This is a genomic window from Salibacterium halotolerans (assembly GCF_900115625.1).
GTDB classification, from domain to species: Bacteria; Bacillota; Bacilli; order Bacillales; family Marinococcaceae; genus Salibacterium; species Salibacterium halotolerans.
In genome coordinates this window covers 239,315-262,027 of sequence record NZ_FOXD01000001.1, presented here as the reverse complement: position 1 = coordinate 262,027, position 22,713 = coordinate 239,315, and the positions used below count along the sequence as shown (strand labels likewise).

Genomic DNA, 22,713 nt, shown 5'->3' with positions numbered 1-22,713 from the left:
TTTTCTCTACAATTGTAAAGATCGTTCTATATATTAAAGGAGGTGGACTCTTTTGCGCTTTTCAACATTGGTACCGCCGGGAATTCTCATGATTGCTGTTGCATACGGACTTGCGAGGTTCAGTTACGGACTGCTTCTTCCAAGCATCAGCTCGGATCTTGGGATGAATGCGTCAACATCCGGATTTATTTCGTCTCTCTTTTATCTTTCCTATTGCGTGGCCATTGTATTCGCCACTGTTTACACGACAGAAAAAGGCCCCCGTGCGATGATTCTCGCCGCGGGGGCCTCAGCCTGCCTTGGACTGTTTGTCATGGCATCCAGTCCCAACGTATGGCTTCTCGGAGCGGGGGTTTTGTTTGCCGGAGCAAGTACCGGGTTCGTATCTCCACCGTATGGAGCAGCGATTTCCCTCTGGCTGAAAGTCAAAGAGCAGGGACAGGCGAACACATGGATCAATTCAGGAACCAGCATCGGTCTTGCTCTTTCCGGCACAGGAGCTCTTATGCTTGCCTCCGACTGGCGGATGACGTACTTCATTTACGGCATCATTGCACTGATTGCTCTTATATGGAATGCCAAAGTCGTCCCGCCGCTTCCGAAAAATCCGTCCGTACAGTTTGAAAAAGGACACTATTCCTTCCGCGGAGTGGAGGGCGCCTTCCCTTTAATCATCTGTTCCATCGTGCTCGGAATATCGACAGCTGCTTTCTGGACATTCGCCGTCGATTTCATATCGTCCACCAACAACTACGGCAGTACCGGGGTATCGTTGTTCTGGGTAATGATTGGGGTTTTCGGTGTTCTTGGAGGATTTTCCGGATTCCTCATCGAAAAACTTGGACTTCCGTTTGCCTACAAATGGGGTGGTCTTGTAATCAGTTCGGCCTCTCTTGTCCTTGCCTGGTTTCCAGGCCAATGGCCGCTCGCTTACCTTTCCGCTGCAATGTTCGGAGTGTCCTATATATTCATAACGGGCGTTCTGATGGTCTGGGGAATCAGAGTTTTCATCAACAACGCCTCCCTCGGCATTGGTACCCCGTTTCTGCTGCTTGCTGTCGGTCAGGTTGCAGGTTCGTCGGCTGCCGGTGTGTTGATCGGCGTATTCAGTTACATGTGGACATTTACGATTTTCGGTATCGCGGGAATTATTGCCGTTCTTCTCGGACCAAAAGAAATCAAGAAAGCAAAACGGAAAAGAAAAATAACCGGATCTTCGCACTAAAGCATTTGATTGGAAGACAGACGCTTTTTCGACGTACAATGGATTTATCTATTTCTTAAACCAATACCTGTACGTTTAAATGAAGGAGAAAAGCGTGATGAAACTAAGTATTTTAGAACAATCCCCCATCTCTTCCGGTCAGGACGCCACAGACGCACTCCGAAGAACAGCCGATCTGGCACGATTTGCCGAAACGCTTGGTTACACTCGTTTCTGGACGGCTGAACATCACAGCACGTCGGGGCTTGCCGGCAGCTCTCCGGAAGTACTGATTTCCCATCTCGCCTCCGTTACCGAAACGATCCGGGTCGGTTCCGGCGGTGTGCTGCTCCCGCAGTACAGCCCGTATAAAGTGACCGAAAACTTTAAAGTGCTGGAAGCATTGTTCCCCGGACGGATAGATCTTGGCGTCGGACGCTCTCCGGGCGGCGGACAGACGATCCGGATGGCGCTGACAGACGGCGTACAGAAAAGCATGAATGAATTTCCAAGACAGCTGTCCGACATGCAGGGATTCATCGATGGAACCCTCCCGAAGGAACACGACTATGCCTCCATCAAAGCTTCGCCGCTGACGAGCACGCTTCCAAAGACGTGGGTTCTCGGTCTGTCGAGCCGCGGCGCCCGTCATGCTGCCGCAAACAGCACGGCCTTTATGTGCGGCCACTTCATTCAACCGGACAACGCGGAGGAAGCGATGGATGCGTACCTGAACAATTTCCAGCCTTCCGAAAGGCAGCCAGAGCCCAAAGCAGCTGTCTGTGTTTTTGTCATTTGTGCCGACACCGAAGAAGAAGCCGAACACCTCGCGCAGACGCAGGATATGTGGCTGTTGAACGTAGAAAAAGGACGCACCACCAAAATCCCCACCCCGGAGGAAGCAGCCGCCGTCACGCTCACCACAGAAGAAGAGAAAAAAGTACAGGAGAACCGGAAGCGCGCCGTTATCGGTACCCCACAGCAGGTCAAAAAAGAACTCCGCCGTCTGGCAGAGCTCTATCACACCGATGAAATCATGGCGATCACCAATATTTTCGATGAAGAAAAGAAAAAGCATTCGTTCCGTCTTCTGGCCGACGCGTTTAGACGAGATGACTTCTGATTCTGCTCGAAATGGCATCCAAAATGGTAACCATCACAATGATACCGAGCAGAATAATACCAACGCGCTCCCAGTCGCGCACACTTAACGCGAAGATAAGTGGGGCTCCGATACCGCCCGCGCCGATGACACCCAGAATAGTCGCGGCTCGTAAATTAACTTCAAACCGGTAGAGCACAAAGGAGAAAAAGTTCGGGAGCACCTGCGGAACGACAGCAAACATAAACGTTTTTACCGGATTCCCGCCTGTCGCAATCAGTGCTTCCCGTGCACTTAAATCAATGCCTTCCACACTCTCTGCAATCAGTTTACCGAGCATGCCGACGGCCCCGATTCCAAGCGCCAGCACACCGGCGAACGGACCGGGGCCGACTGCTTTAATAAAAAGCAGAGCCAGGACAATATCGGGAAAGACACGGATAAAGCTGAGGATGGACTTGCTCGAACCCACCATGAGCTTTGTTTTGGCGATATTGCGTGCCGCCATAAATGAAAACGGAATAGAGAGCAGCGCCGAAATGAACGTTCCAAGCAGTGCGATGGCAAGCGTTTCAAGCAGCGTCCGCAGCAGATCTTCTCCTGCCGGGTCATAAACATAACCCCAGTCAGGATTAAAAATTCCCGCCATAATGGAGGAGAACACCTGCCCCGTTGTTTCCTGTATTTGAATGACAGGTATACCGCTGAACGCCCATATGTATATCAGCAGAACGATTACAGTTATCAGTATTCTTTTTACATTACGTGACCAAATTTGCTGTCGTGTCATTGTAATTTCTCCCTTATCCGCGTACTGAGAAAATCAATCAGCAGAACAACGACCAGCGTATATACGATAATCGTACTTACTCTGCCGTACTGAAAAAAACCCAGATTCTGTTCATAATACAGACCGATGCCTCCCGCTCCTACAAGCCCGAGCACCGCAGCTGCGCGGATATTGATTTCAAACGCGTAAAGAAAAAAAGACATAAACGATGACATCACCTGCGGTACAACTCCGAACATGATCCATTTCAGTTTGTTCGCACCGACGGCTGTCATGGCCTCCATCGGACCGGAATCAATGGCTTCCACTGATTCAAAGAACAGCTTGGCAATAATTCCAAGAGAAAACAGCATGAGCGCAAGCACTCCGGAAACGGCACCAATCCCGAATATGGCAACAAACAAAGCTGCCAGCAGCAGTTCCGGCAGCGTCCGGATCAAATTCAAAACAATGCGGGAGAGCGCCGTAATCCATGCCGCCTGAAATATGTTACTGGCCGCCAGCATAGCAAGCGGAAAGGCAAGCAGACCCCCGAATGTTGTGCCGAGTACCGCCATTTGGATTGTTTCCATCACCGGGGAAGTCACTTCACTGAAATACGTCCAATCCGGTGGAATCAAATCTGCAATCAAGCTTCCCATTTGAGGAAGGCCGGTCATCAGTTCGTTGACGGAAAAATTAATCTGCCACCCGCTCCATACAACCAGCAGCAATACGAGAACGATGGTGAACAGTGATTTTGTTTTGGCAGGAGGTGCAGATTCTGTATTGGTTGACGGAGTTGAATTTGAGGTTGGTGTGATTTTCATTTACATTTCCCCCAGCATTTCTTCTTCTTGAACGGCTCTGCCGTATATTAGAGAAAATACTTCATCCGTCGCTTCTTCAACCGGACCGTCAAATACAACTTCTCCCTCTCGAAACCCGATGATTCTCGTTGCATACTGCCTGGCAACGTCTATAAAGTGAAGATTGACCACCATCGTCATATTCAGTTCTGTATTGATGCGTGCCAAATCATCCATCACCTGCTTAGTCGTCAGTGGATCCAGAGATGCAACAGGCTCGTCAGCCAGAATCAGTTTTGCTTCCTGGGCCAGAGCCCTGGCAATGGACACGCGCTGCTGCTGTCCCCCTGACAGCTCATCCGCGCGACTGTATGCTTTCTCTTTCATATTCACCCGTTCCAGCGCCTCCATGGCGATATCCTTGTCTTCACGCGGAAATAGCCCGAAAATCATACGCAGTGTGGAATGATAGCCCACTCTTCCTGATAATACATTGCGCATAACCGAAGACCGGCGTACGAGGTTAAAATTCTGAAAAATCATTCCTATATTTCTGCGCATCCGGTACAGAGTGCTCCCCCGTGCTGTTGTGATCGACTCCTCATCTATGAGAATCTCCCCTTCCGTCACTTCATGCAGGCGGTTGATAGAGCGCAGGAATGTGGACTTACCGGCTCCGGACAACCCGACAACAACGACAAACTCACCGTCTTCGATCTTGATATCCACATTGTTCAGAGCCGTCGTACCATTTGGATACACCTTGGACACATTATGAAATTCTATCAAGTGACTTCCCTACTTTCTTCAGGTAGTAAAAGGAGGCCGACCGGAGTTTTTCCGGCAGCCTGCCTTCTACACCCTATGCTTATTGTCTATGCCTTTACTAATTCCCGGAATTCTGCGTCACTTCTGTGTTGACTTTATTTTGATATTCGCGGACAGTATCAAAATTGCTGTCCTGAGATTCTACGTAGCCTTCGTGGGAATAGATATCACGGATAATCTGACGTCCTTCTTCACTTTTTCCGATTTTAATAAACGCATCTGTCACAGCCTGTTTCAAATCTTCATTGATGGCAGGACGTATGGTAATAGTGTCGTTCGGAATTTTTTTCGTGTACTTGATAACACGTGTTTTATCGAATACTTCCGGGTAATCGCTTTTCACTGTATTACGGGCATCCTGGAATGTCACCGCGGCATCGACCTGGCCGTTCAGAAGCGAAATCACAGCCTGGTCATGTCCTTTCACGGTTGTAGACTGCATATCATTGAGTGGGTGAATACCTGCATCAAGCAGTGTCGCCGCCGGCCAGACGAATCCTGCAGAGGATGTTACGTTCTGGTAGGCGATCTTTTTCCCTTCGAGATCTTCAATCGATTGGATATCAGAACCTTCTCTTACAATGAATATCGACCGGTAGAAGTTGACCAGTTCATCGGTCGCTGAACCGTCATCATTCACCCCATAGCGCTGCGACTGCAGAATGACTTCAGCAGCCCCCTGCTCCTCTGCCAGCACGTATGCGTTAGGTGGAAGGAATCCTACATCGACCTGTTCGGAATCCATTGCTTCCACAATGGTATTATAATTGGTGGAAACACTGACATTGACCGGCATACCAAGTTCATCACTCAACAGTCCTTCAAGCGGTTTGGCTTTTGCTTCGAGTGTATCTGCATTCTGCGACGGCACAAACTGAACATTCAGCTCGTCCAGTTCTTCACCGGACGTTTCAGACTGTCCGCTGTTTTCACCGCCTGAAGAACCTGTGTCTTCACTTCCGCCTTCTCCTGACGTGCTGCTCTCTCCGCTGCCTTCCCCGCAGGCTGCCAGCAGACCGACAGAGAGAAGCATGGTCATACCGAATTTTGTAAATTTTTTCATCATTGTACCCCCAATTTTTTGAAACTTTCTATCCTGTTTCACGATAACAGTCGTTTGTAAATGCACTATAATTTCCAAATGTTGTTTCGATTAAGTTTGTTAAGTATTTGTAAATGAAGATCATTTTTTCCAATAAGAAAGAAACGACTCATCTACTTTTTTTCCTGCCTGGGCTTCCATTTGGTGAAGCAGGGCATTCCATTTTCCATCACGGGAAGGATTATTTTTTGCGCGCTGCACGTTCTCTGCTTTTCTCTCCAGCCGGTCCGCTGTTTTCCCGTCATGAATATAACCCTGCCTCTCTCCCAGTTCTATCAATTCATCAATCCGGTCCGTGCCAAGCTCCATTTCGATAGGGAATGACCGCTCTGCTGTACGGCCGGTTTCGTCTTCAGCGGTTACGGTGAGTTCATATTCACCGGGCGTCAACTGCAGGGGAGAAAGGACGGGAGATCCGTTTGAAACCTCCCCGTTGATTTCCGATTTGAGCGAAACAGGGCCGCCTTCCTCGTCTTTCACCTCAATAGGGATGGCTGCTGATTCGGTGATGTCAAACGTGGATACCGAAAGATCCATAATCTCCGGTGCACTTCCATACGCCTCGATATCCGCTGATTTCAGGGGCAGAAGCTGGTACGTTTCACCAAAGATGGATGCAATGCCGGATACCGACACCTGATCTCCTTCCTGGACGCGGGATGTAAAATCATCAAACGAGATGTTCGTTCTGTTGTCGACACGGACTCTGGTTACCCCGTCCTGCACATGAAGATCAAATTCAAAGGCGCTGCCATATTCCTGTATGTTCTGCACGGAGCCGCCTTCGATCGTCACTCGTTCCGCCTGATGGCTGCCCTCCAGAACGTTCACCGTTTCATAGTCCGGCAGATTCTGTGTGCCCTGCACCTCAATAGAGGAGATACTGTCGATTTCCTTCATTCCCTGGTAAGTGGTAAGGCCGCCTGTTATACGCACTTCCTGCCCTTTTTCAAACCGGCTGTCGTGCTGAAATACATAAATGCCGCCGGTTTCATCCTGAAGGTAAAAACCCTGTCCCCCGAAGGTTCCGGGTTCGGACGTGATGACTCCTTCCACCGTCACCTCGTTTCCATCAGCTGCAACGCGTGCCTCTTCAATACTTGTCAGCTGCGGGCTTTCATCTCCGTTATCTCCTCCATCGTCCTGACCACCTTCTCCAATGGTGACCGGTGTCGTATACAAGTTGTTTCCTGATTGTCTGAGACGGAGATTAGCCGCGCCTTCTGTTCCTTCCTGCAGCCGTACAGTCAACTCTTTCACCGCTGTGCCGTTCTCATCAGCTGTAACAGAAAAAGCGTCGCTGTAGCCGTAGCCGGACGGCCAGCTTCCGTTTTCACGCTGAACCTGGGCCACCTGCTGTCCGCCGTCCAGATAAATACCTGTGTCATATCCGGAAACGGTCTGTCCGGGATTCAGACCTTCGATTTCCACATGCAAGGTAAATGCTTCACCGGCCGGCAGCGTATCCGGATAATCAAAGCTGTACTCCGGTTCCGCTGCAGGATCTTCCTCCGCACCGTAGGAACCGGGTGCAAAAGTAGATGGATCGTACCACTCATACCCTGGATCCGGCTGGGACCACGGCTCCGGCTCCGGCTGTTTCGACTGTTCCGGAATTTCTTTTGTCAAAAGCGGAGAAGGCTCGTTCAACGTAATGTCCGTTTCGCTGAACGTCTGGTAGTCTTCCTGCTTGGCAAGCCAATCCACCATGTTCAGAAGCAGCTCGGCATCATCGGCTTCCTGAAAACCGTCATACGTTGTTTTTGGATCGCCGGTCTGTTCGTTACGGTATTTCGGGCTCGCATCTTCGACAGGGGAGGAATCACCGATAAATGCGGCTTTTCCTTCCTGCTTTTTCGCAATAGCTGCAAATGGCCCTTCTTCTGTTCCACCTCCATGATAAATACCTTCATCCACAGACGGTCCCCACTTGTCGCTCTCTGTCAGGCCGTCCGGAAGATAGACAATGCCTTTGGCCGTTTCCGGGTCGGTCACAGCAAGTGTGGAGCCCGCATGCATGGCGGCTTCTTCCACTCCCTCGGTGATACCGAACGTTTCTTCCGGCGCTGCGATTTGATCAGCCGTTACAGTGCCCGGAGCATTGTATCGGAAACGGATGCCGAATTCATCGGAAAGCCAGTCCGAACTTTTCACTCCCTGCATGGCCTCGGAATTGATTTCGTCCTGTTCCATCCCTTTGGTTGGATTCGCATAAGCTCCGCGCCGGTATCCATTCATAATTTCCGATGAATCCCAGCGGTTCAGGTTCCGGTCCGCATTGTAGTGGTCGGAAATGAAGAAAATACTTCCACCGTTTTCGGTGTATTCCACCATTGCTTCCTGTTCTGACTGCTTAAACGGAATGTTTGCTTCCGGGATGATGAACACATCATGCGGCTCCAGATCATCAACGCTGATAGGTTCTGTCTGACGGAGCTCGTCCACTTCATAGCCGTTGCCCGCGATACCTTCCGCAAATTCTGAAAATGCACCGTCTATCACCCAGTCCGCCTGCCCGGCTGTCTGACCGTGCGTATTGTCAAACAACACCGATTTCCCGTTTGGATTTTCCGGGTCAATCGACGGTGCCGGATCGTCCGGTCCTTCCGCCTCTATCGTTCCCGGAATCAGCAGCATACTGACAGCAAGCGAACCGCCGGCGAGTGTTTGTTTCCATTGTTTTTTCATTCTTTTCCTCCTTATTGTTTGTTTTTCCATAATCAGTATAAAGGAGGAACATTCAGCCTTTATAAATGGAATATTAAGATTTCATTGAGCCGCTGGATATCACGTTGGGAATAAGGTAAAGTGAAAAAAGCGGTTCTTTTTTCTGCCTGCTGTCATTTTTTCATCCTTTAGTGATATAAGTTTATCTTTTTCCCATTAAAAATGTGAGAATATTGTAATTTTATTTGTCCCGCAATTTTCAGGCAGGGGGTATTTCATTGACTTTTTCAAAAGAAACCATACGTATTGCTGTTTTTGATCTGGATGGAACGTTGTACGAAGATACTACTCATTTCAGGTACTACGCGGAGCAGCTCGCGGCCAAACTATCGGCAGACAAGCAGCCGTTATTCTGGAAGGATTATTATGACATGCTGGAAGGGAATCATCCGGCTGCCGTCGGCCGGGTGTATGATGCAGAAAAAGATAGGATACTTGAAGTGGATCCTGCTTCATACAGAGTGACAACGGTATGGGACTGGGAAGGAAAAGAGACGGGAGAGGAAGATACATACATGTCTCCGGTCGCTTTTGATTTTCACTCGATGATTGCAGTGGGAGATGGATGGTGGCTGCCGGCGGCCGCGGCAAAGCATTACGGGGTGAGTTCCACGTTTGATGCGTATCAAAAGACGAAGGCATATATGCAGACGGAGGATTTTCAGTTTGCTGAAATACCGGAGCGCCGCTTTTGGCTGCAACAGCTCGGCCGGCGGATGCATCTCATTCTGCTGACCAACTCGGAGTCGGATGACGTGGAAAAACTGCTGAAGACCTTGGATCTGGAAGGGATTTTTGATGAAGTCATTCCTGGTGCAGCAAAACCGGCACGTACCAAAACGCATTTTAAAAGGGTGCTCGAGAAGTATAATGCAGCACCGGAGGAAGTCCTTTCCATCGGCGACAATTACCTGAACGACATCGTGCCGGCTGAAAACCTTGCTATACCGGCTGTTCTCATCGATCCATCCGGCAAAACCCCGATTCGGTCCGTAACAGAGAGGATTGCCACGCTGCAGGAACTTTTCCCATTGCTCCGTAGATAGCCGCAGAAGGTTCCGGCCGCAAAGGGCGGCATTACCGCAGCAAACGTCGTTATGAAAGCTTCATAACAACGAACAGGATGCTGCGTTTGTGGAAAAACGTAAGTGTCATCATTCATGCTTACGTTTTTTTAGTGAATCAGATGGAAAAGGTAATCATAAACGATTTCTTCGTGACGTTTTCATTCTTTCATCAGGACGAAAAGGTATTAAATGCTGAAACGGCATACGGAAATGACATTTACTTAAAAAAACGCTTCCCATCATCTTTGATGACCGGAAGCGCTTTTTTTAGATCCTATTATGGCAGGGGTGCCATGTTATTTGGCATTTAACAGGTCGTGGTCGACGTGGCGTCCGCCGTTCATTTCGGTCAGGACGTTGACCGCTTTTTTGGCGCCGTCCCCGGAGGTGATGATTGTATGGACGCTGACTCCGGCGGCTGTACCGGCCGCCCAGACGCCTTCCACACTTGTTTTCCCCTGTTCGTCGGTATCAATAATCGACTTAATCTTTGGTTCGGTTCCTTCCGTCGTTTTAATCCCGGAAGTTTCGGCCAGCTTCGTATTGCCTCCGGTCGTCAAAATAACATGAACAGCTTCATATTCTCCGTTTTCCGTTTTCACTTTCACTCTTTGATTATCTGTCTTTTCCACTGCTGTGACGTGCTCACCGGAGAATGCGGCACCGTGCTTTTCGGCCTGTTCCCGGCCTGTCTTCAGCAGCTCGGGACCTTCAATGTCCGGCGCACCGTAGTGATTTTCCACCCAGGCTGCTTTCGTCATACTCTGGTCGTTATCGAATACAAGCGTCTCCTTTCCGGCCTTTGCTGTAAAAATCGCAGCACTGGCACCGGCCGGACCTCCGCCTATGATAATAACGTCATACATGTCGAAAACCTCCTTCATTTTCTTCCACTTAGTGCTGTTCCCGTTTCGTCAGGTTACGAACCCTCTTTTTTCTTTCTTTCCTCGACGTGTTTTTTCAGGTGAAAATCATGCACGAGTCGTATCGTGGGGCGTATAATCAGCTGTAAACTGCCGATAACAAACAACCAGATTCCGGCATTCTTAAAAGGCTCGAAAAAGAAAAAGATACTTCCAATCAGAAACTCCAAACCGAGGAGAAAATCATTCAATGTATTCAGTACTGTATACTTTTTCTGAAAGAAAAACTCATACCTTCCAAGCGATATATCTACATAATCTTCCTGGGATTGTTTTCGACTCACGCTGTCATCCCTCCTCTGACACAAACCTTCTTCCCCATCCAGCTTTCATTTCAAACCACCAGCATAAATAAATCCCCGATCGCTGCCATCGGGGATTTACCTGGTGAAGGAGACATATGGGCGTTTTTTTGCTTCATGGCGAAAATCAGTCCAGCCGGGCGAATCCGGCTGTATTTAAGGAGGAATTATCATGTTCACCAGAAGAAGGGTCTTTATGCTCTGCTTTTGTCTCCTTCCCAAAAAGGGGGACAGGATAGTGAATGTTTATGTCTGCTATCCTTATATTATTATCATAAAACAGCCATGTGTCAGCATGATGTCAAAATGATGATTTTTTTATTCTTTTCCAGCTTCATGATACACTCCCCGCTAAGGAGGGATAGAATGATTTCATCTGAAAATATCCAGGACAAACTCGGCACTGGCATTACACCTGAAGCGTTTATGGAAAAAATGAAAGACGATTACCGCAGACAGCTTGATGAGTGGCATGGTTTGTTCACTTGGAATGAACACGGTGCTGCAGCACTAGAACCGCTGCAGCACCGGAATGACCTGCGCTGCGCTATTCTCGCCGGCGACTGGTGTCCGGATGTCCACCGTAATTTCGGTCCCGCTCTGGAAGTGATGAAACAGGCCGGCATCCCGGTGGAAGTGTTCATTATGGAACAACACGATAACCTGATGGAACATTTTCAGACCATGGGCGGCCGCTCGGTTCCTAAAGTCATTCTGACGAACAGCGGCGGGGACGTTCTGTTCTCCTGGGGACCACGTCCGGCCTATATCCAGGAACCAATGGCGTCCTATAAACGAAGCAGCTTTGCTCCTGGTGATCCGGAGGCCGAAGTGGCGAAAAAAGCGGCGTATAAAGGAGTGCAGGCCCGGTACGGAAGCGGCAGCAACTATCAAAAGCTTGTCGTCTATGAACTGACAAACCAGCTGCTGCAGCTGTGATATCCTCCGTCTTTACTCTTGGTGCTTCGGCACTTCAAGAGTGAAGACGGTTCTTCCCTTTCTGCTCTCTGTGAGCACAAGATCCCCGCTCATGCTTCTTGCGATGATTTTACTGAACGGAAGGCCGAGCCCCAGGCCGTGCGTATTATACTTCTTATTTTCCCCGCGGTAGAAACGCTCAAAAATCATGTACTGTTCGTCTTCGGAGATACCAGGACCGTTATCCACAATATCAATGCCGGCCATGTCATCATCTTTATTATAAAGCCGTACATCAATCGTTCCTTCTTCGTTCAACGCCTGTTTGGCATTGTTCATGAGGTTGACAATAATCTGCTGCAGTCTCATTGAATCCACATTTACAAACACCGGTTTCTCCAGCGTATGCAGGGATACAAGAAGAGAATCCTCATCGTTTGCTACTTCCCACTGGTGAATAATTTCGGTAAGAAGCGTGTTCAGGTTATACGTATCCGTCGATATTGGCACGGTGTGGGCCGAAAACGAATTAAACTCAAGCAGATCTGCCACCATCGTCTGCATCCGGTTGGCCTCATTCAGTGATACATCCAGAAATTCTTTCGCTTCATCTCCGCTGACGACGTCGTCCCGGACTGCCTGAATAAGGCCGGTCATAGATGTTACCGGCGTTTTCAACTCGTGTGTCACACCGGCCAGAAGTTCCATCCGCAGTCTTTCGAGTTCCTGGAGGCGCCCCGACATCTCACGGAAGGAATGAACGAGCTCATGCACTTCGCGTTCCTTAATGTCACTGGGAAGCGTGAAATCGTAATCCTGTTCCTGTACGTGCCGAGCTGCCGTTGCCACATCCTGAATCGGACGGGACAGTCTTTTGGAAAGAACATAAATCACCGCCCATCCAATCAACGCAAGCGACACGAGCATGATCGCGAGCAGCCGGTATTCTTCATTCATCTGGGTAAGCTGACCCGCCGACTGAATGACGACAACCCACCCGGCCGTACCTCCCTGCGCTTCAATCGGTGTTTTCACGAGGTAGGATTCTTCCCCGCTGGACAGCTGGATACGCTGTACGTCTCCCTTATTCTTCAATAAACTTACAGGGAAGACTTCAAAAGAAAACGGATTCCGCTCCAGCGGATTGGAAAGGATTCTGCCGCTCCGGTCTACAATATAAATGATCGGATCCAGTTCCGTATCCAAAATCCCCTGCCGCTGTTCAATGTAATCGAAAATACCTCCCTGAGGAACCATCTGCCCCGACTGGGTTTCAACAAAACGGTCTGAAATTTCCTGACCGAGATACCTCGTCATATCCAGTCTATGTTCCAGATTCGTTTGTCTCAGCCATATGACGGACAAGATGCCGACAACAATCAGACCGAGCACAAGTGTAATCAGGTATCGTGTCGTCCAATAACGGAGCAGGGAAATCTTTTTCCCTTTTTTATTCATAAACACAGAATTGATACCCCAATCCCCGGAGTGTTTTTATTTCCCCTTCCGATTCGGGCCAGTTCTGCAGAGATTTGCGGATACGTTTAATAGAAAGATCGACGGCGCGGTCGCTTCCTTCATAATCCATGCCCCACACCCGTTCAATTAACTGCTCACGGTCAAATGTCTGATTCGGATGCCGCGCCAGAAACAAAAGCAGGGACAAGTCCCTCGGGGTTAACGGCACATCGACGCCATTTAGTTTCACGGTATGGGCTTTTTGATTGATCGTCAGGCTGCCGTAATGATTCACTTCATCTTCCTGCAGCACAGACCCTGACCGGCGCAGTACGGCTTTTGCTCTGGCAACGACTTCGCTGGAATCAAACGGCTTGCTGATGTAATCATCCGCGCCGCCTTCGAGCCCTTTCAGCCTGTAATCAACATCTCCGAGTGCGGTCAGCATAATAACAGGGACAGCTGACTCTTCCCGGATACTTTCCAGAATAGTCCATCCATCCTGCCCGGGGAGCATGACATCCACAATCGCAAGGTCCGGCTTATTCTCCCGGAATGCGGGCATGGCTTCATCTCCATGCAGAATCGCGATGACTTCGTATCCTTCTTTTTGAAAATAAGCCTTCAGTACTTTGCTTATCGCCGGCTCATCTTCAATGATGAGTATTTTCTGCATAACACGTCACTCCTTGGCTCCATTATATAAGAAAAACGCAGCAGAAAGCTATGTATAGTAAAGAAATCCCTGATGTCACCATCAGGGATTCCGTATTTAAAAAGGGGGAGTCAATGAAAAAAGTCAGCTGCTTTATCGCTGTTCCGGCTGCTGCCTGCCGGCTGCAAGCGGAATGCTGGGGGACACTCCGCTTCTCGGTTTAAACGTTTAAGCACCATGTATGCAAGGGGTAAACATCATGGGCTGCTGTTGATAGGGGGAAGCAGTTTCCCGTACTGCATATTCCTGCGGCTTCAACCTAAAGCCTTGTTCCGTGTGTTCTGTCTGATGATACCGGTTCTTCATCAACCAAGGGGGGGAGATTTTCCTTAAGCGTTGATGGTTCGGCATCTATCTGCTGTTCCTGGTTTCTTACTTCCTGGACAAGATCTGACATTTTCTTATCCCGGATATTGATGCCCAATTCAACGGCTCGTTCTGTTAAAACGGCTTCCCGGACTTCAGCGGTCAACGTATCAAGATTTTTTCCGAGGGTCGCAATCCCTAACTCTTTGGCCCGCTGTTTCACGGCTACTTCTTTTACTTCGTCAGCCAGCTCGTAAATGTTTTTGTCTCCGGTATCAATACCCAGTTCCTGTGCGTAATGTTCAAGATCCTGTGTTTTCATAGAGCGTTTGATTGGATAGGCGGCCGGGCTGTTGTTTTGTTCTTTCGCCAGGCCGGCTTCTTCGTGTGAAGCTTGATCGCTGGTTCCTAAATCGGCGGCGGTGTCTTGTTCCGCTGCTGCCATTCCCGGCACCGCACCTAACATTCCGATTGATAGAACAGATGCCAGTAAATAGTTGCCTTTTTTGTTCCACAGCACCTCGCTTCCCTCCTGGTTGTCAACTTGTGATCCGCTCTCTGCCGATCACATTTCTTACTTTAAGAGAATAAGATGTCAGCTGAATGTCAGCCCTGCATTTCTTTTAAAAATTTTTCAGACGTATATGATTTTTTATAAGAGATATACCAAATATAATTTTTTAAAAAGAAAAAGCGTTATATAAAAAGAGGCAGGCGCTGCAGGCGGACACTTTCCGCGGGCATGGCCCGATCCTCCTCGAACGAGCTTCAACCGCTCGTTCTGCGGGGTCTTCGACTCATGCTCCGACGAACAGGATGTTCTAGTATCGGCGTTGGTCACACGACGTGACCGGTTTTAGCCGATAAACCCCAAAAATGCCGCCCTCCACTTCTGCCTCTTGGTTATACGCTTTGTAATAAGGGAAGCGTAGTCTAAAAACTTAGTTTTCATCAATCATATTCCCGAACCTAAAAATCCTTTTATAAAGTTTTTACTTTATCCGCCCTGTTGGAACCGGGAGGGTATGCTTTGCAGGTCGATGCTCCATACCGCGGGCAGATACAGATTGACAGCCAGCACAATCAGAATGATGGAGAGCACGTTCAGCCAGAATCCGTTTTGCACCATCTGAATGATTTTCAGTTTCCCGGTTCCGAATATAATGGCGTTCGGCGGGGTTCCGACCGGGAGCATAAACGCGCAGTTGGCCGCCATCGCACACGGTACCATCAACGCGTATGGATGGATATTAAGTGCTATCGCAAGAGATGCCACAACCGGCAGAATCATCGTACCCGTCGCCGTATTGGACGTAATTTCGGTGAGAAACAGAACAAGCGCTGTCGAAATAAGAACAATCAGAACAAAATTTGCTCCCTGAAGTACCGTCAGCTGTTCAGCCATCCAGTTGGACAAGCCTGTGGTTTCAAACCCGGAGGCAATAGCAAGACCCCCGCCGAACAACAGCAGAATGCCCCACGGAATTTCTTTGGAGTCTTTCCATTCCAGAATTTTTGTTTCCTGCGGATGCGGCGACGGAATCGCAAACAGCAGAAGCGCCGCGGTTACCGCAATCATACCGTCGCTTATACCCGGGAGTTGTATGATATCCTGCCATAAAAACGACCTTGTTATCCACATAAAAGCGGCAAACAAAAACACACCCAGTACGGCTTTCTCTTCAAAACCTACACGGCCGAGCGCTGACTTTTCCTGTCTGATCAGCTCTTTTCCGCCAGGGAGCTGCTTTAGATTAATAGGATACACGATTTTCGTCAAATACAACCAGGCACTGAACAGCAGGATGATCACAACCGGTACAGCGTAAGCCATCCAGCCCGCAAAAGATATCTCCACCCCGTACAGTTCATTCACTGTACCGGCGAGCAGACTGTTCGGCGGCGTGCCGATCAATGTGCCAAGTCCTCCGATCGTACCCGCATAGCCAATTCCGAAGATAATCGCTTTCTCAAACTTTTTCAGATCATTTTCTTTCTGGTCATTTTTCAGAGCGTCTGTCACCTGATACACAATCGCCATGCCAATCGGTATCATCATCATCGTCGAGGCTGTATTGGACACCCACATGGATAAAAAAGCAGTGGCTGACATGAAGCCTAAAATAATCCGGTTCGTACTTGTTCCAATTAATTGAATAATATTAAGGGCTATACGTTTATGCAGGTTCCATTTTTCCATCGCAGTGGCAATAAAAAAGCCGCCGAAGAATAAAAAGATAATGTCATCCCCGTACGACGATACAACGGTATCCACATCTACCGCTCCGAAGAGAGGAAGCAGGATAATCGGGAGCAGCGACGTCGCCGGGATAGGAACGGCTTCGGTAATCCACCACGTTGCAATCCAGAGCGTCGAAGCGAGAACGATTTGAGCGTCCGGGCTTAAATCCGGCGGTTGGAAAAAAAGCATCGTCAGTACAAATAACAGAGGTCCTAAAATCAACCCGGTGAGCTGTGCTCTCGTATAGGCCCCTCTTTTATTGTTATCTCCCGAACCTCCGCCGTTTCCGCCGTTATTTCCTCCATCGCTGCCATTCCCTTCGGCTGTAGCTGCACCGTCCTGATTTTTCTGTTCCGATGCATCGGCTGCTTCCCGGACATGGGAGAAGGTCAGCAGTTTTTTGGTTTTCGTGTGGGACTTCCAGAGTCCTTTCCAGATGGATACTGTATTTTCTCTCATCAATGTTGTTCCCTCCTGTTTGTAAACGCTTTCTTTCCGTTAATATACCGCTCCCTTCTGCCTTTCGTCTACTTTTATTAATTAATGAAACCTTTACGTAAATAAAAAAAGCAAAGACAGCCGCTGAAACGTTTCGTCAATGGAGGTTTTTCAACCTTTCTTTTTTATTTGGAGGAACCCGGTATCGAAACTGCGGGCGTCCTGCGGGCTGGTATTTCACATCAGCTTCTATCAAGCCCTTTTCCGTTAAATAATGAAGGTACTTCCGCACAGAAACGCGGGATATGCCGGCAGTTTCAGCAATGTCGGCCGCGGAAAAAGCGGCCGGCGCAGCGAGTACCGCCTCTGTAATGTGCGATAACGTCAATCCCGTCAGCCCTTTTGGAAGATCGATCCCCTCCGCGGAATTGTCTGCCTCGTGGAGAAGGAAAGGATCGAGATCTTTCTGGGAGACGCGGCTTTCCTGCCCCATCATTTCCCGCTGGCGCCGGTATTGCTTCAACGACTCCTGAAACCGTTCAAATTCAAAAGGTTTAATTAGATAATCGACCGCGCCGTAGCGCAGGGCGGTCTGGACGGATGCATTATCATCCGCTGCCGTAATAATAATCACATCGACCGGCGTTTCGTTTTTTCTGATGTCTCTCAGCATATCCAGACCGTTCGTTTGGTTCATGTATACATCGAGCAGAATCAGATCCACGGTGTTTTCATTCAAAAATGTCCAGGCCTGGTCGACATTCTCCACGACACCGGCCACTTCAAAGTTTTCCACCTTTTCCGCGTACATGCGGTTGAATTTTGCCACCATCGGATCATCTTCCACAATTAACATCCGAATCATATCTCTCCCCCTTCGTAGGGAATGGTCACTTCCACCACCGTTCCCTCCTCTTTTTGTGAAAACCACTCCATTTCACCGTTTAACGTCTGCAGACTTTTCTGAATCAGCACGGTTCCATGTCCTCTTTCCATCCCTTTCGTGGAAAAGCCCGGCCGCAGCAGACTTTCTTTTTCAGCAGGCGTCATACCTTTTCCATTATCACGGATCGTGAAATAAAAAATACCATCTATATGATTAATGGTGATCCGTATCCATCTGTTGTTTTGGCCCTGCACCGCTTCCACTGCATTATCAAACAGATTACCGATTATCGTGATCAGCGCGTCCATTCGTTCGGTGTGCCGAAGAACAGGAAGCGGTTCATCCCCGTAGAGCTCCACTTCCATACCTTCCTCCCGGGCGGCATTTGTTTTGTTCAATAGAAATCCTGCCAATACGGGATCTTTCACCAGCCTGGAAACATCTCCGACTTCCTGCTGATAGGAATTGGAGATATGATGGATATAATCCTGTAATTCACTGTAGGATTCCGTATAAATCATGGCAGAAATCACATGGAGTTTGTTCATGAATTCATGAGTCTGGGCTCGGAGTGTTTCCGCGTAGTACCTTGCTCCGGTCAACTGTTCAGCAAGCGATGTTAATTCCGTTTTCTCACGGAACGTAGCTACCGCTCCCGCGATCTGGTTCTCGGCCAGGACCGGCATCCGGTTTACAATGAAAGCATACCCGCCAAGCACCATTTCCCGGTCATACTCCGCCTGCTGATGTTCGAGTACTTGCTGCAGTCCCAGTTCCGGCAGAAAAGAAGCAGCCGGTCTCGAAACAGGGTCTTCTGTTAAGCCTGCGCGTGTAAACAGATCTCTTGCAGCCTCGTTTACGATGACAATCTCCCCATCTGTATTAACGGCCGCAATGCCCTCGCGAACAGAGGAAAGCATCGCTTCCCTTTCTTTTAAAAGATGGGCAATCTCCCGCGGCTCCATGCCATGCATTGTCTTTTTAATCCGGCGTGCCAGCAGGTATGCGCCCAACAGACCAACGAGAAGTCCGGCCCCGGAACCGATATAGACCATCTTCTGCCGGTCCATGATGACTTCCTGTACATTATCGGTCAGGATGCCGACGGAGACGACTCCTATCTGCCCGCCTTCCCTGTTTCGAATCGGGACAAAAGAACGCAGCGATTCGCCAAGGGTTCCCTCCGCTGTGGATGTATAGGTTTCCCCCTGAAAGGCCCTGTCTTCATCATTACCTACAAAATACTGTCCAATCCGGGATTCCACAGGGTGGGAGCGCCGGATATGGTCCATGTTCATGACGACGATATAAGCCACTCCTGTATCCTGTTGTACGCTTTCTGTATATCGCTGTATGCTGCCGTTCTTGTTTCCGTTTTGCAGGCCCTGCTGCACGACGTCGGTATGTGCTACGGCGTGAGCGATGTCCATTGTTTCTTCCACCTGCACCTGCCTGGCCTGAGCGGCTGTTTCCCGTCCAATCAATAAACCGGTTATACAAAAAGCCGTTACGAGGACGAGCGAGACAAGAAGGGTGATCCAGGTCTGCAGCTGCAGTGTGTTCCATCGTTTCCTATTATGTATCATGGTCATTCTTTCCTTTTAGGCAGAACCGCAGCAAAAACTGCTGCCACGCAGCAGAAGGGGTGTTACGGCGGCTGAATGCCCTTTAGTATTTTCAGTTATTCTGTTTGGGCCTGGATAATACCACGGCCGGAAGAACCTGCTTTATACCATGTTTTATCTAATTTGTCCGGCGTCTGCTCCGGGATGAACCCTGATGCGATGACGAGTCCATCTAAATAACGAGTTACATAGGCATATCCTGCCGGACAGCGTAAAACAATTACAACTTTTTCAGCATTTATTACAATCGTATTACATGATAGCATGAACTTGAAACACGCTGCAGCACGTCACAGACAGAACAGCTGCATAGAAGGAAACTCTCTTTCATGGAGGTTTTACCAGCGTATGCACCGGGATAAAGGGGGAAGACAGTGAACGAAAATAAACCGTATGTGGAGCTGTTAATGCACTCATCCAATCCGCATACCAGTTTCTTATCTTTGTCTCAGACCATTATCGAACAAAAGGACGTCACGACATGCACGAAAAAGAATGCACTGCAGAAAGTTGTAGAAGCCTACGAGGAAATCTGCCGGCAGCCGCAGCGTTAACCAAACAGAGACCGTACTTATTTTCCATTATTCTTGAGATAAATGAAACCCACCCCCGTCCGGACGGGGGGTGGGTTTCATTGTATCATATCTTATTTTACAAGCACTGTCTTGATTGACGTGAAGAATTCTTTGGCTGCCTCTCCCTGTTCTCTGGAGTGGGAACTGGAGTTTTTCATTCCTCCGAACGGGGCCTGCAGTTCCACCCCGGCGCTTTCTGCGTTGATACGAACCAGCCCGGCTTCGATGTCATCCATAAAGGAAAGAGACTCCTGAATATTGTTTGTGAAAATGGAAGCACTCAAGCCGTATTCCGTATCGTTGGCTGTCTCGATGGCTTCTTCGAGCGTTTCCACCTTCATCAGAGCTAGTACAGGGCCGAAGATTTCCTCCCGCGCAATCGTCATATCGGGATCAACGTTGTCAAAAACGGCAGGTGTCACATAATACCCTTCTTCCGGCATCGTTTCACCACCGCAGAGCAGCGCTGCTCCTTCCTGTTTCCCTGTCTCGATGTAAGACGTTACGCTGCGGAACTGTTTTTCGCTGGCGCATGGACCCATCCAGCTGTCCTTGTTCATGCCGTCTCCAACTTTTATGTCTTTCACTTTTGTAAGCAGCTTTTCTTTAAATCCTTCATACACCCCGCTTTGAACAATCACCCGGCTCGTGGCGGTACATTTCTGTCCGGTTGACTTCAACCCGCCGCTGATCACAGCGTCGACCGCTGCATCCAGGTCAGCGTCTTCGGTTACAATGACGGGATTTTTTCCGCCCATCTCCAGCTGATATTTGGCTCCTCTTGCCAGAGCGGCCTGACCGATACCGCGTCCGACCTGCTCGGAACCGGTGAAGGTGATGCCGTTCACGTCAGGATGTTCCGCCAGTCCGCGCCCTATGACAGAACCACTTCCTGTGACAAAATTCAGCACACCTTCGGGCAGTCCGGCTTCCGCCAGGCATTCGACCACTTTGGCTGCCGTTACAGCGGCTTCCTGTGCCGGTTTAAAGACAACCGTATTGCCGTAAACGAGCGCCGGCGCGATTTTCCAGACAGGGATGGCGACCGGAAAGTTCCACGGCGTAATCACACCGACAACACCCAGAGGAGTGCGGTTGGTGAACATCAACGCATCTTTATCCGTGGACGGTATCACGTCCCCGTTCTGCCGCATGCCTTCCCCGGCATAATACCGCAGAATCTGAACGCCGCGCATCGTTTCACCTTTTGCTTCCGGAAGTGTTTTCCCCATCTCTTTTGTCATCGTTTCCGCAATCTCTTCGACACGCGCTTCGAGAACAGCCGCTGCTTTATAAAGAATGTCACCGCGGGCAGGCTCCGCCATTTTTCTCCACTCTCTTTTGGCGGCTGCGGCTGCTTCCACCGCTTCATGCAGCGTCGCGCTTTCGGACATTGTATAGTACCCGACTACTTCCCGCGGATGAGCCGGGTTAATGCTGGGCTTTTTCTCTTCAGAATCCGTTTTCCAGACACCGTTAATGTGATTATTGTACGTCTGCTCTACCGTAATCGTCATGGAATATCCTCCTTATGATTTGGTACCGGCTGTGCGGTCCTGAAGCTGATGGACTGTGACATCATTCCAGCTTAAATCCGGGACGGCGTAGTGCTTTATTTTCGTTTCATCGAGTTCGATACCAAGTCCCGCCGTTTGTCTTGACGGCGCCTGCAGATATCCATTTTCATAACGGATTTTGTCTTTTACGACATCGTCTACATACAACTCGGGGCCGGTCGGGTCCGATGTATAATCAAGATTTGTCATGGTGCTTCCAAGATGAGCCATAGCGGCGGTTCCGATGGAGAGCTCCTGTGTCGTGCCGAGCAGACAGCTCTTTTTTGCCGTATCGGCCGCTGCCACTGCTTTTTTCGCACTCGTCAGACCGCCGATGAATACCGGGGATATATTAAAAATATCAACGGCCTCCTGCTTGATCATTTCAAACTGCTGACGAAAGCTCCAGACGTGCTCGCTCACCGGATGATCGATTTTGTGGCGGAAATGACGGAGACCGTCGAAGTCGTTTTGATAAGCCGGGCTTTCTATCAGTTCGATGGGATAGTTTGAGAGTCTTTTGACAACCCGGGCCGCTTCTTTCCAGTCAAGCAGATGGCTGAAGTCGAGCGACTTTATCGTAACCCGGGAACCAAATTCCTCGTGAATCGCTGACAGAAAGGCTTCATCGGCCTCTATATTTTTTCCGGCATACAGACGGAACACATCAAACCCTTCGGCAAACCGCTGCCTCACTACTTCCACGTTCCTCTCCACTTCTTCCATGAAGCGGTGGCGGAAGATCGGGTAACAGACTTTGATTTTATCATGATACGTGCCGCCGAGAAGATCCGCTGCCGAAACCCCGAGATATTTTCCACACAGATCATAAAGGGCGTTATCCACGCCGTTACGGATGAAACTCCCTTTTTCGTAGTAATACATCGCCTCGGGGAAATTATCGAGCAGTTCTTTATTAATCAGGGTGATATCAAATGGATTTTTACCGACAAGAACCTGCTCCAGCACCCGTTTGAGGTCTTTCACATCAGGAGCATAGCGCGGAAGATGGGAAAAATCCGACATTTCCCCGATTCCCGCTACGCCTTCATCTGTATGAAGCCGGACGATGATATGTTTATTCACAAAACCAGTGTGACGTGGTACTCCCACTACTGTCAGGGTAATATCGGTTAGTTTCATGGTTTCACAACCTTTCAT

General features: G+C 49.2%; 21 protein-coding genes. 5 read left to right on the top strand and 16 right to left on the bottom strand.

Annotation, left to right across the window (positions count from 1 at the left end; all coding sequences use genetic code 11):
* The first annotated feature begins 52 nt into the window (after positions 1-52).
* Both BM124_RS01190 and BM124_RS01185 read left to right on the top strand, forming a co-directional pair.
* Positions 53-1,225 (top strand): MFS transporter, encoded by a 1,173-nt coding sequence (locus BM124_RS01190; protein WP_093334817.1) that lies wholly within the window; start codon positions 53-55, stop codon positions 1,223-1,225.
* Positions 1,226-1,322: 97 nt separating this feature from the next.
* A complete protein-coding gene (locus BM124_RS01185; RefSeq protein WP_093334816.1) occupies positions 1,323-2,327 on the top strand; it encodes an LLM class flavin-dependent oxidoreductase in 1,005 nt (334 codons plus the stop codon).
* On the opposite strand, the gene phnE (BM124_RS01180) is transcribed toward BM124_RS01185, so the two are convergent.
* The 5 genes from phnE (BM124_RS01180) to BM124_RS01160 form a co-directional block, all read right to left on the bottom strand.
* Complete coding sequence (phnE, locus tag BM124_RS01180) at positions 2,308-3,096, bottom strand: phosphonate ABC transporter, permease protein PhnE (protein ID WP_093334815.1); 789 nt, start codon at positions 3,094-3,096, stop codon at positions 2,308-2,310. The genes BM124_RS01185 and phnE (BM124_RS01180) overlap by 20 nt on opposite strands.
* A complete protein-coding gene (gene phnE, locus BM124_RS01175) occupies positions 3,093-3,905 on the bottom strand; it encodes a phosphonate ABC transporter, permease protein PhnE (RefSeq protein ID WP_093334814.1) in 813 nt (270 codons plus the stop codon). The genes phnE (BM124_RS01180) and phnE (BM124_RS01175) overlap by 4 nt, the downstream gene beginning before the upstream one ends.
* Positions 3,906-4,673 carry a phosphonate ABC transporter ATP-binding protein gene (phnC, locus tag BM124_RS01170; RefSeq protein ID WP_093334813.1) on the bottom strand — a complete coding sequence of 256 codons (768 nt, stop codon included), beginning with the start codon at positions 4,671-4,673 and terminating at the stop codon, positions 3,906-3,908.
* A 97-nt stretch (positions 4,674-4,770) separates the two neighbouring features.
* Entirely contained in the window at positions 4,771-5,778 is a 1,008-nt protein-coding gene (locus tag BM124_RS01165) for a phosphate/phosphite/phosphonate ABC transporter substrate-binding protein (RefSeq protein WP_093334812.1), read from the bottom strand.
* Positions 5,779-5,895: 117 nt separating this feature from the next.
* Positions 5,896-8,502: an endonuclease gene (locus BM124_RS01160; RefSeq protein ID WP_093334811.1), complete on the bottom strand. Its 2,607-nt coding sequence runs from the start codon at positions 8,500-8,502 to the stop codon at positions 5,896-5,898.
* Between the two features lie 257 nt (positions 8,503-8,759).
* Here BM124_RS01160 and BM124_RS01155 point away from each other — a divergent pair, with 257 nt between their 5' ends.
* Positions 8,760-9,587, top strand: coding sequence for an HAD family hydrolase (locus BM124_RS01155; protein WP_170840902.1), 828 nt, complete (start codon positions 8,760-8,762; stop codon positions 9,585-9,587).
* Between the two features lie 317 nt (positions 9,588-9,904).
* On the opposite strand, the gene BM124_RS01145 is transcribed toward BM124_RS01155, so the two are convergent.
* Both BM124_RS01145 and BM124_RS01140 read right to left on the bottom strand, forming a co-directional pair.
* Positions 9,905-10,474 (bottom strand): FAD-dependent oxidoreductase, encoded by a 570-nt coding sequence (locus tag BM124_RS01145; RefSeq protein WP_093334808.1) that lies wholly within the window; start codon positions 10,472-10,474, stop codon positions 9,905-9,907.
* A gap of 53 nt (positions 10,475-10,527) precedes the next feature.
* A complete protein-coding gene (locus BM124_RS01140; protein WP_093334807.1) occupies positions 10,528-10,815 on the bottom strand; it encodes a YrhK family protein in 288 nt (95 codons plus the stop codon).
* 384 nt (positions 10,816-11,199) lie between these two features.
* Between BM124_RS01140 and BM124_RS01135 the strand changes: the two genes are divergently transcribed.
* Positions 11,200-11,772, top strand: a complete 573-nt coding sequence (locus BM124_RS01135; RefSeq protein ID WP_170840901.1) for a thioredoxin family protein — start codon at positions 11,200-11,202, stop codon at positions 11,770-11,772.
* Positions 11,773-11,784: 12 nt separating this feature from the next.
* Here the strand turns inward: BM124_RS01135 and BM124_RS01130 are convergent, their stop codons facing one another.
* The 7 genes from BM124_RS01130 to BM124_RS18480 all read right to left on the bottom strand — a co-directional run bounded on the left by BM124_RS01130 (position 11,785) and on the right by BM124_RS18480 (position 19,687).
* A complete protein-coding gene (locus BM124_RS01130) occupies positions 11,785-13,209 on the bottom strand; it encodes a HAMP domain-containing sensor histidine kinase (protein WP_093334865.1) in 1,425 nt (474 codons plus the stop codon).
* Complete coding sequence (locus BM124_RS01125; protein WP_093334805.1) at positions 13,202-13,885, bottom strand: response regulator transcription factor; 684 nt, start codon at positions 13,883-13,885, stop codon at positions 13,202-13,204. Before BM124_RS01125 ends, BM124_RS01130 begins: the two co-directional genes overlap by 8 nt.
* A 298-nt stretch (positions 13,886-14,183) precedes the next feature.
* On the bottom strand, positions 14,184-14,750 hold the full coding sequence (locus BM124_RS01120; RefSeq protein ID WP_093334804.1) for a hypothetical protein: 567 nt from the start codon (positions 14,748-14,750) through the stop codon (positions 14,184-14,186).
* Positions 14,751-15,227: 477 nt separating this feature from the next.
* A complete protein-coding gene (locus BM124_RS01115) occupies positions 15,228-16,931 on the bottom strand; it encodes an SLC13 family permease (protein ID WP_093334803.1) in 1,704 nt (567 codons plus the stop codon).
* 136 nt (positions 16,932-17,067) lie between these two features.
* Entirely contained in the window at positions 17,068-17,775 is a 708-nt protein-coding gene (locus BM124_RS01110) for a response regulator (protein WP_093334802.1), read from the bottom strand.
* Positions 17,772-19,382 (bottom strand): DcuS/MalK family sensor histidine kinase, encoded by a 1,611-nt coding sequence (dcuS, locus tag BM124_RS01105; RefSeq protein ID WP_244504186.1) that lies wholly within the window; start codon positions 19,380-19,382, stop codon positions 17,772-17,774. The genes BM124_RS01110 and dcuS overlap by 4 nt, the downstream gene beginning before the upstream one ends.
* 95 nt (positions 19,383-19,477) lie before the next feature.
* Complete coding sequence (locus BM124_RS18480) at positions 19,478-19,687, bottom strand: hypothetical protein (protein WP_139217044.1); 210 nt, start codon at positions 19,685-19,687, stop codon at positions 19,478-19,480.
* Positions 19,688-19,795: 108 nt separating this feature from the next.
* Between BM124_RS18480 and BM124_RS01100 the strand changes: the two genes are divergently transcribed.
* Positions 19,796-19,975, top strand: coding sequence for a hypothetical protein (locus BM124_RS01100; protein WP_093334800.1), 180 nt, complete (start codon positions 19,796-19,798; stop codon positions 19,973-19,975).
* Between the two features lie 92 nt (positions 19,976-20,067).
* Here BM124_RS01100 and gucD read toward each other — a convergent pair whose 3' ends face one another.
* The gene (gene gucD, locus BM124_RS01095; RefSeq protein ID WP_093334799.1) at positions 20,068-21,513 is read right to left on the bottom strand and encodes an alpha-ketoglutaric semialdehyde dehydrogenase GucD; all 1,446 of its coding nucleotides are present in this window, start codon (positions 21,511-21,513) and stop codon (positions 20,068-20,070) included.
* 12 nt (positions 21,514-21,525) lie between these two features.
* Complete coding sequence (locus BM124_RS01090) at positions 21,526-22,695, bottom strand: mandelate racemase/muconate lactonizing enzyme family protein (protein WP_093334798.1); 1,170 nt, start codon at positions 22,693-22,695, stop codon at positions 21,526-21,528.
* Between the last annotated feature and the right edge of the window lie 18 nt (positions 22,696-22,713).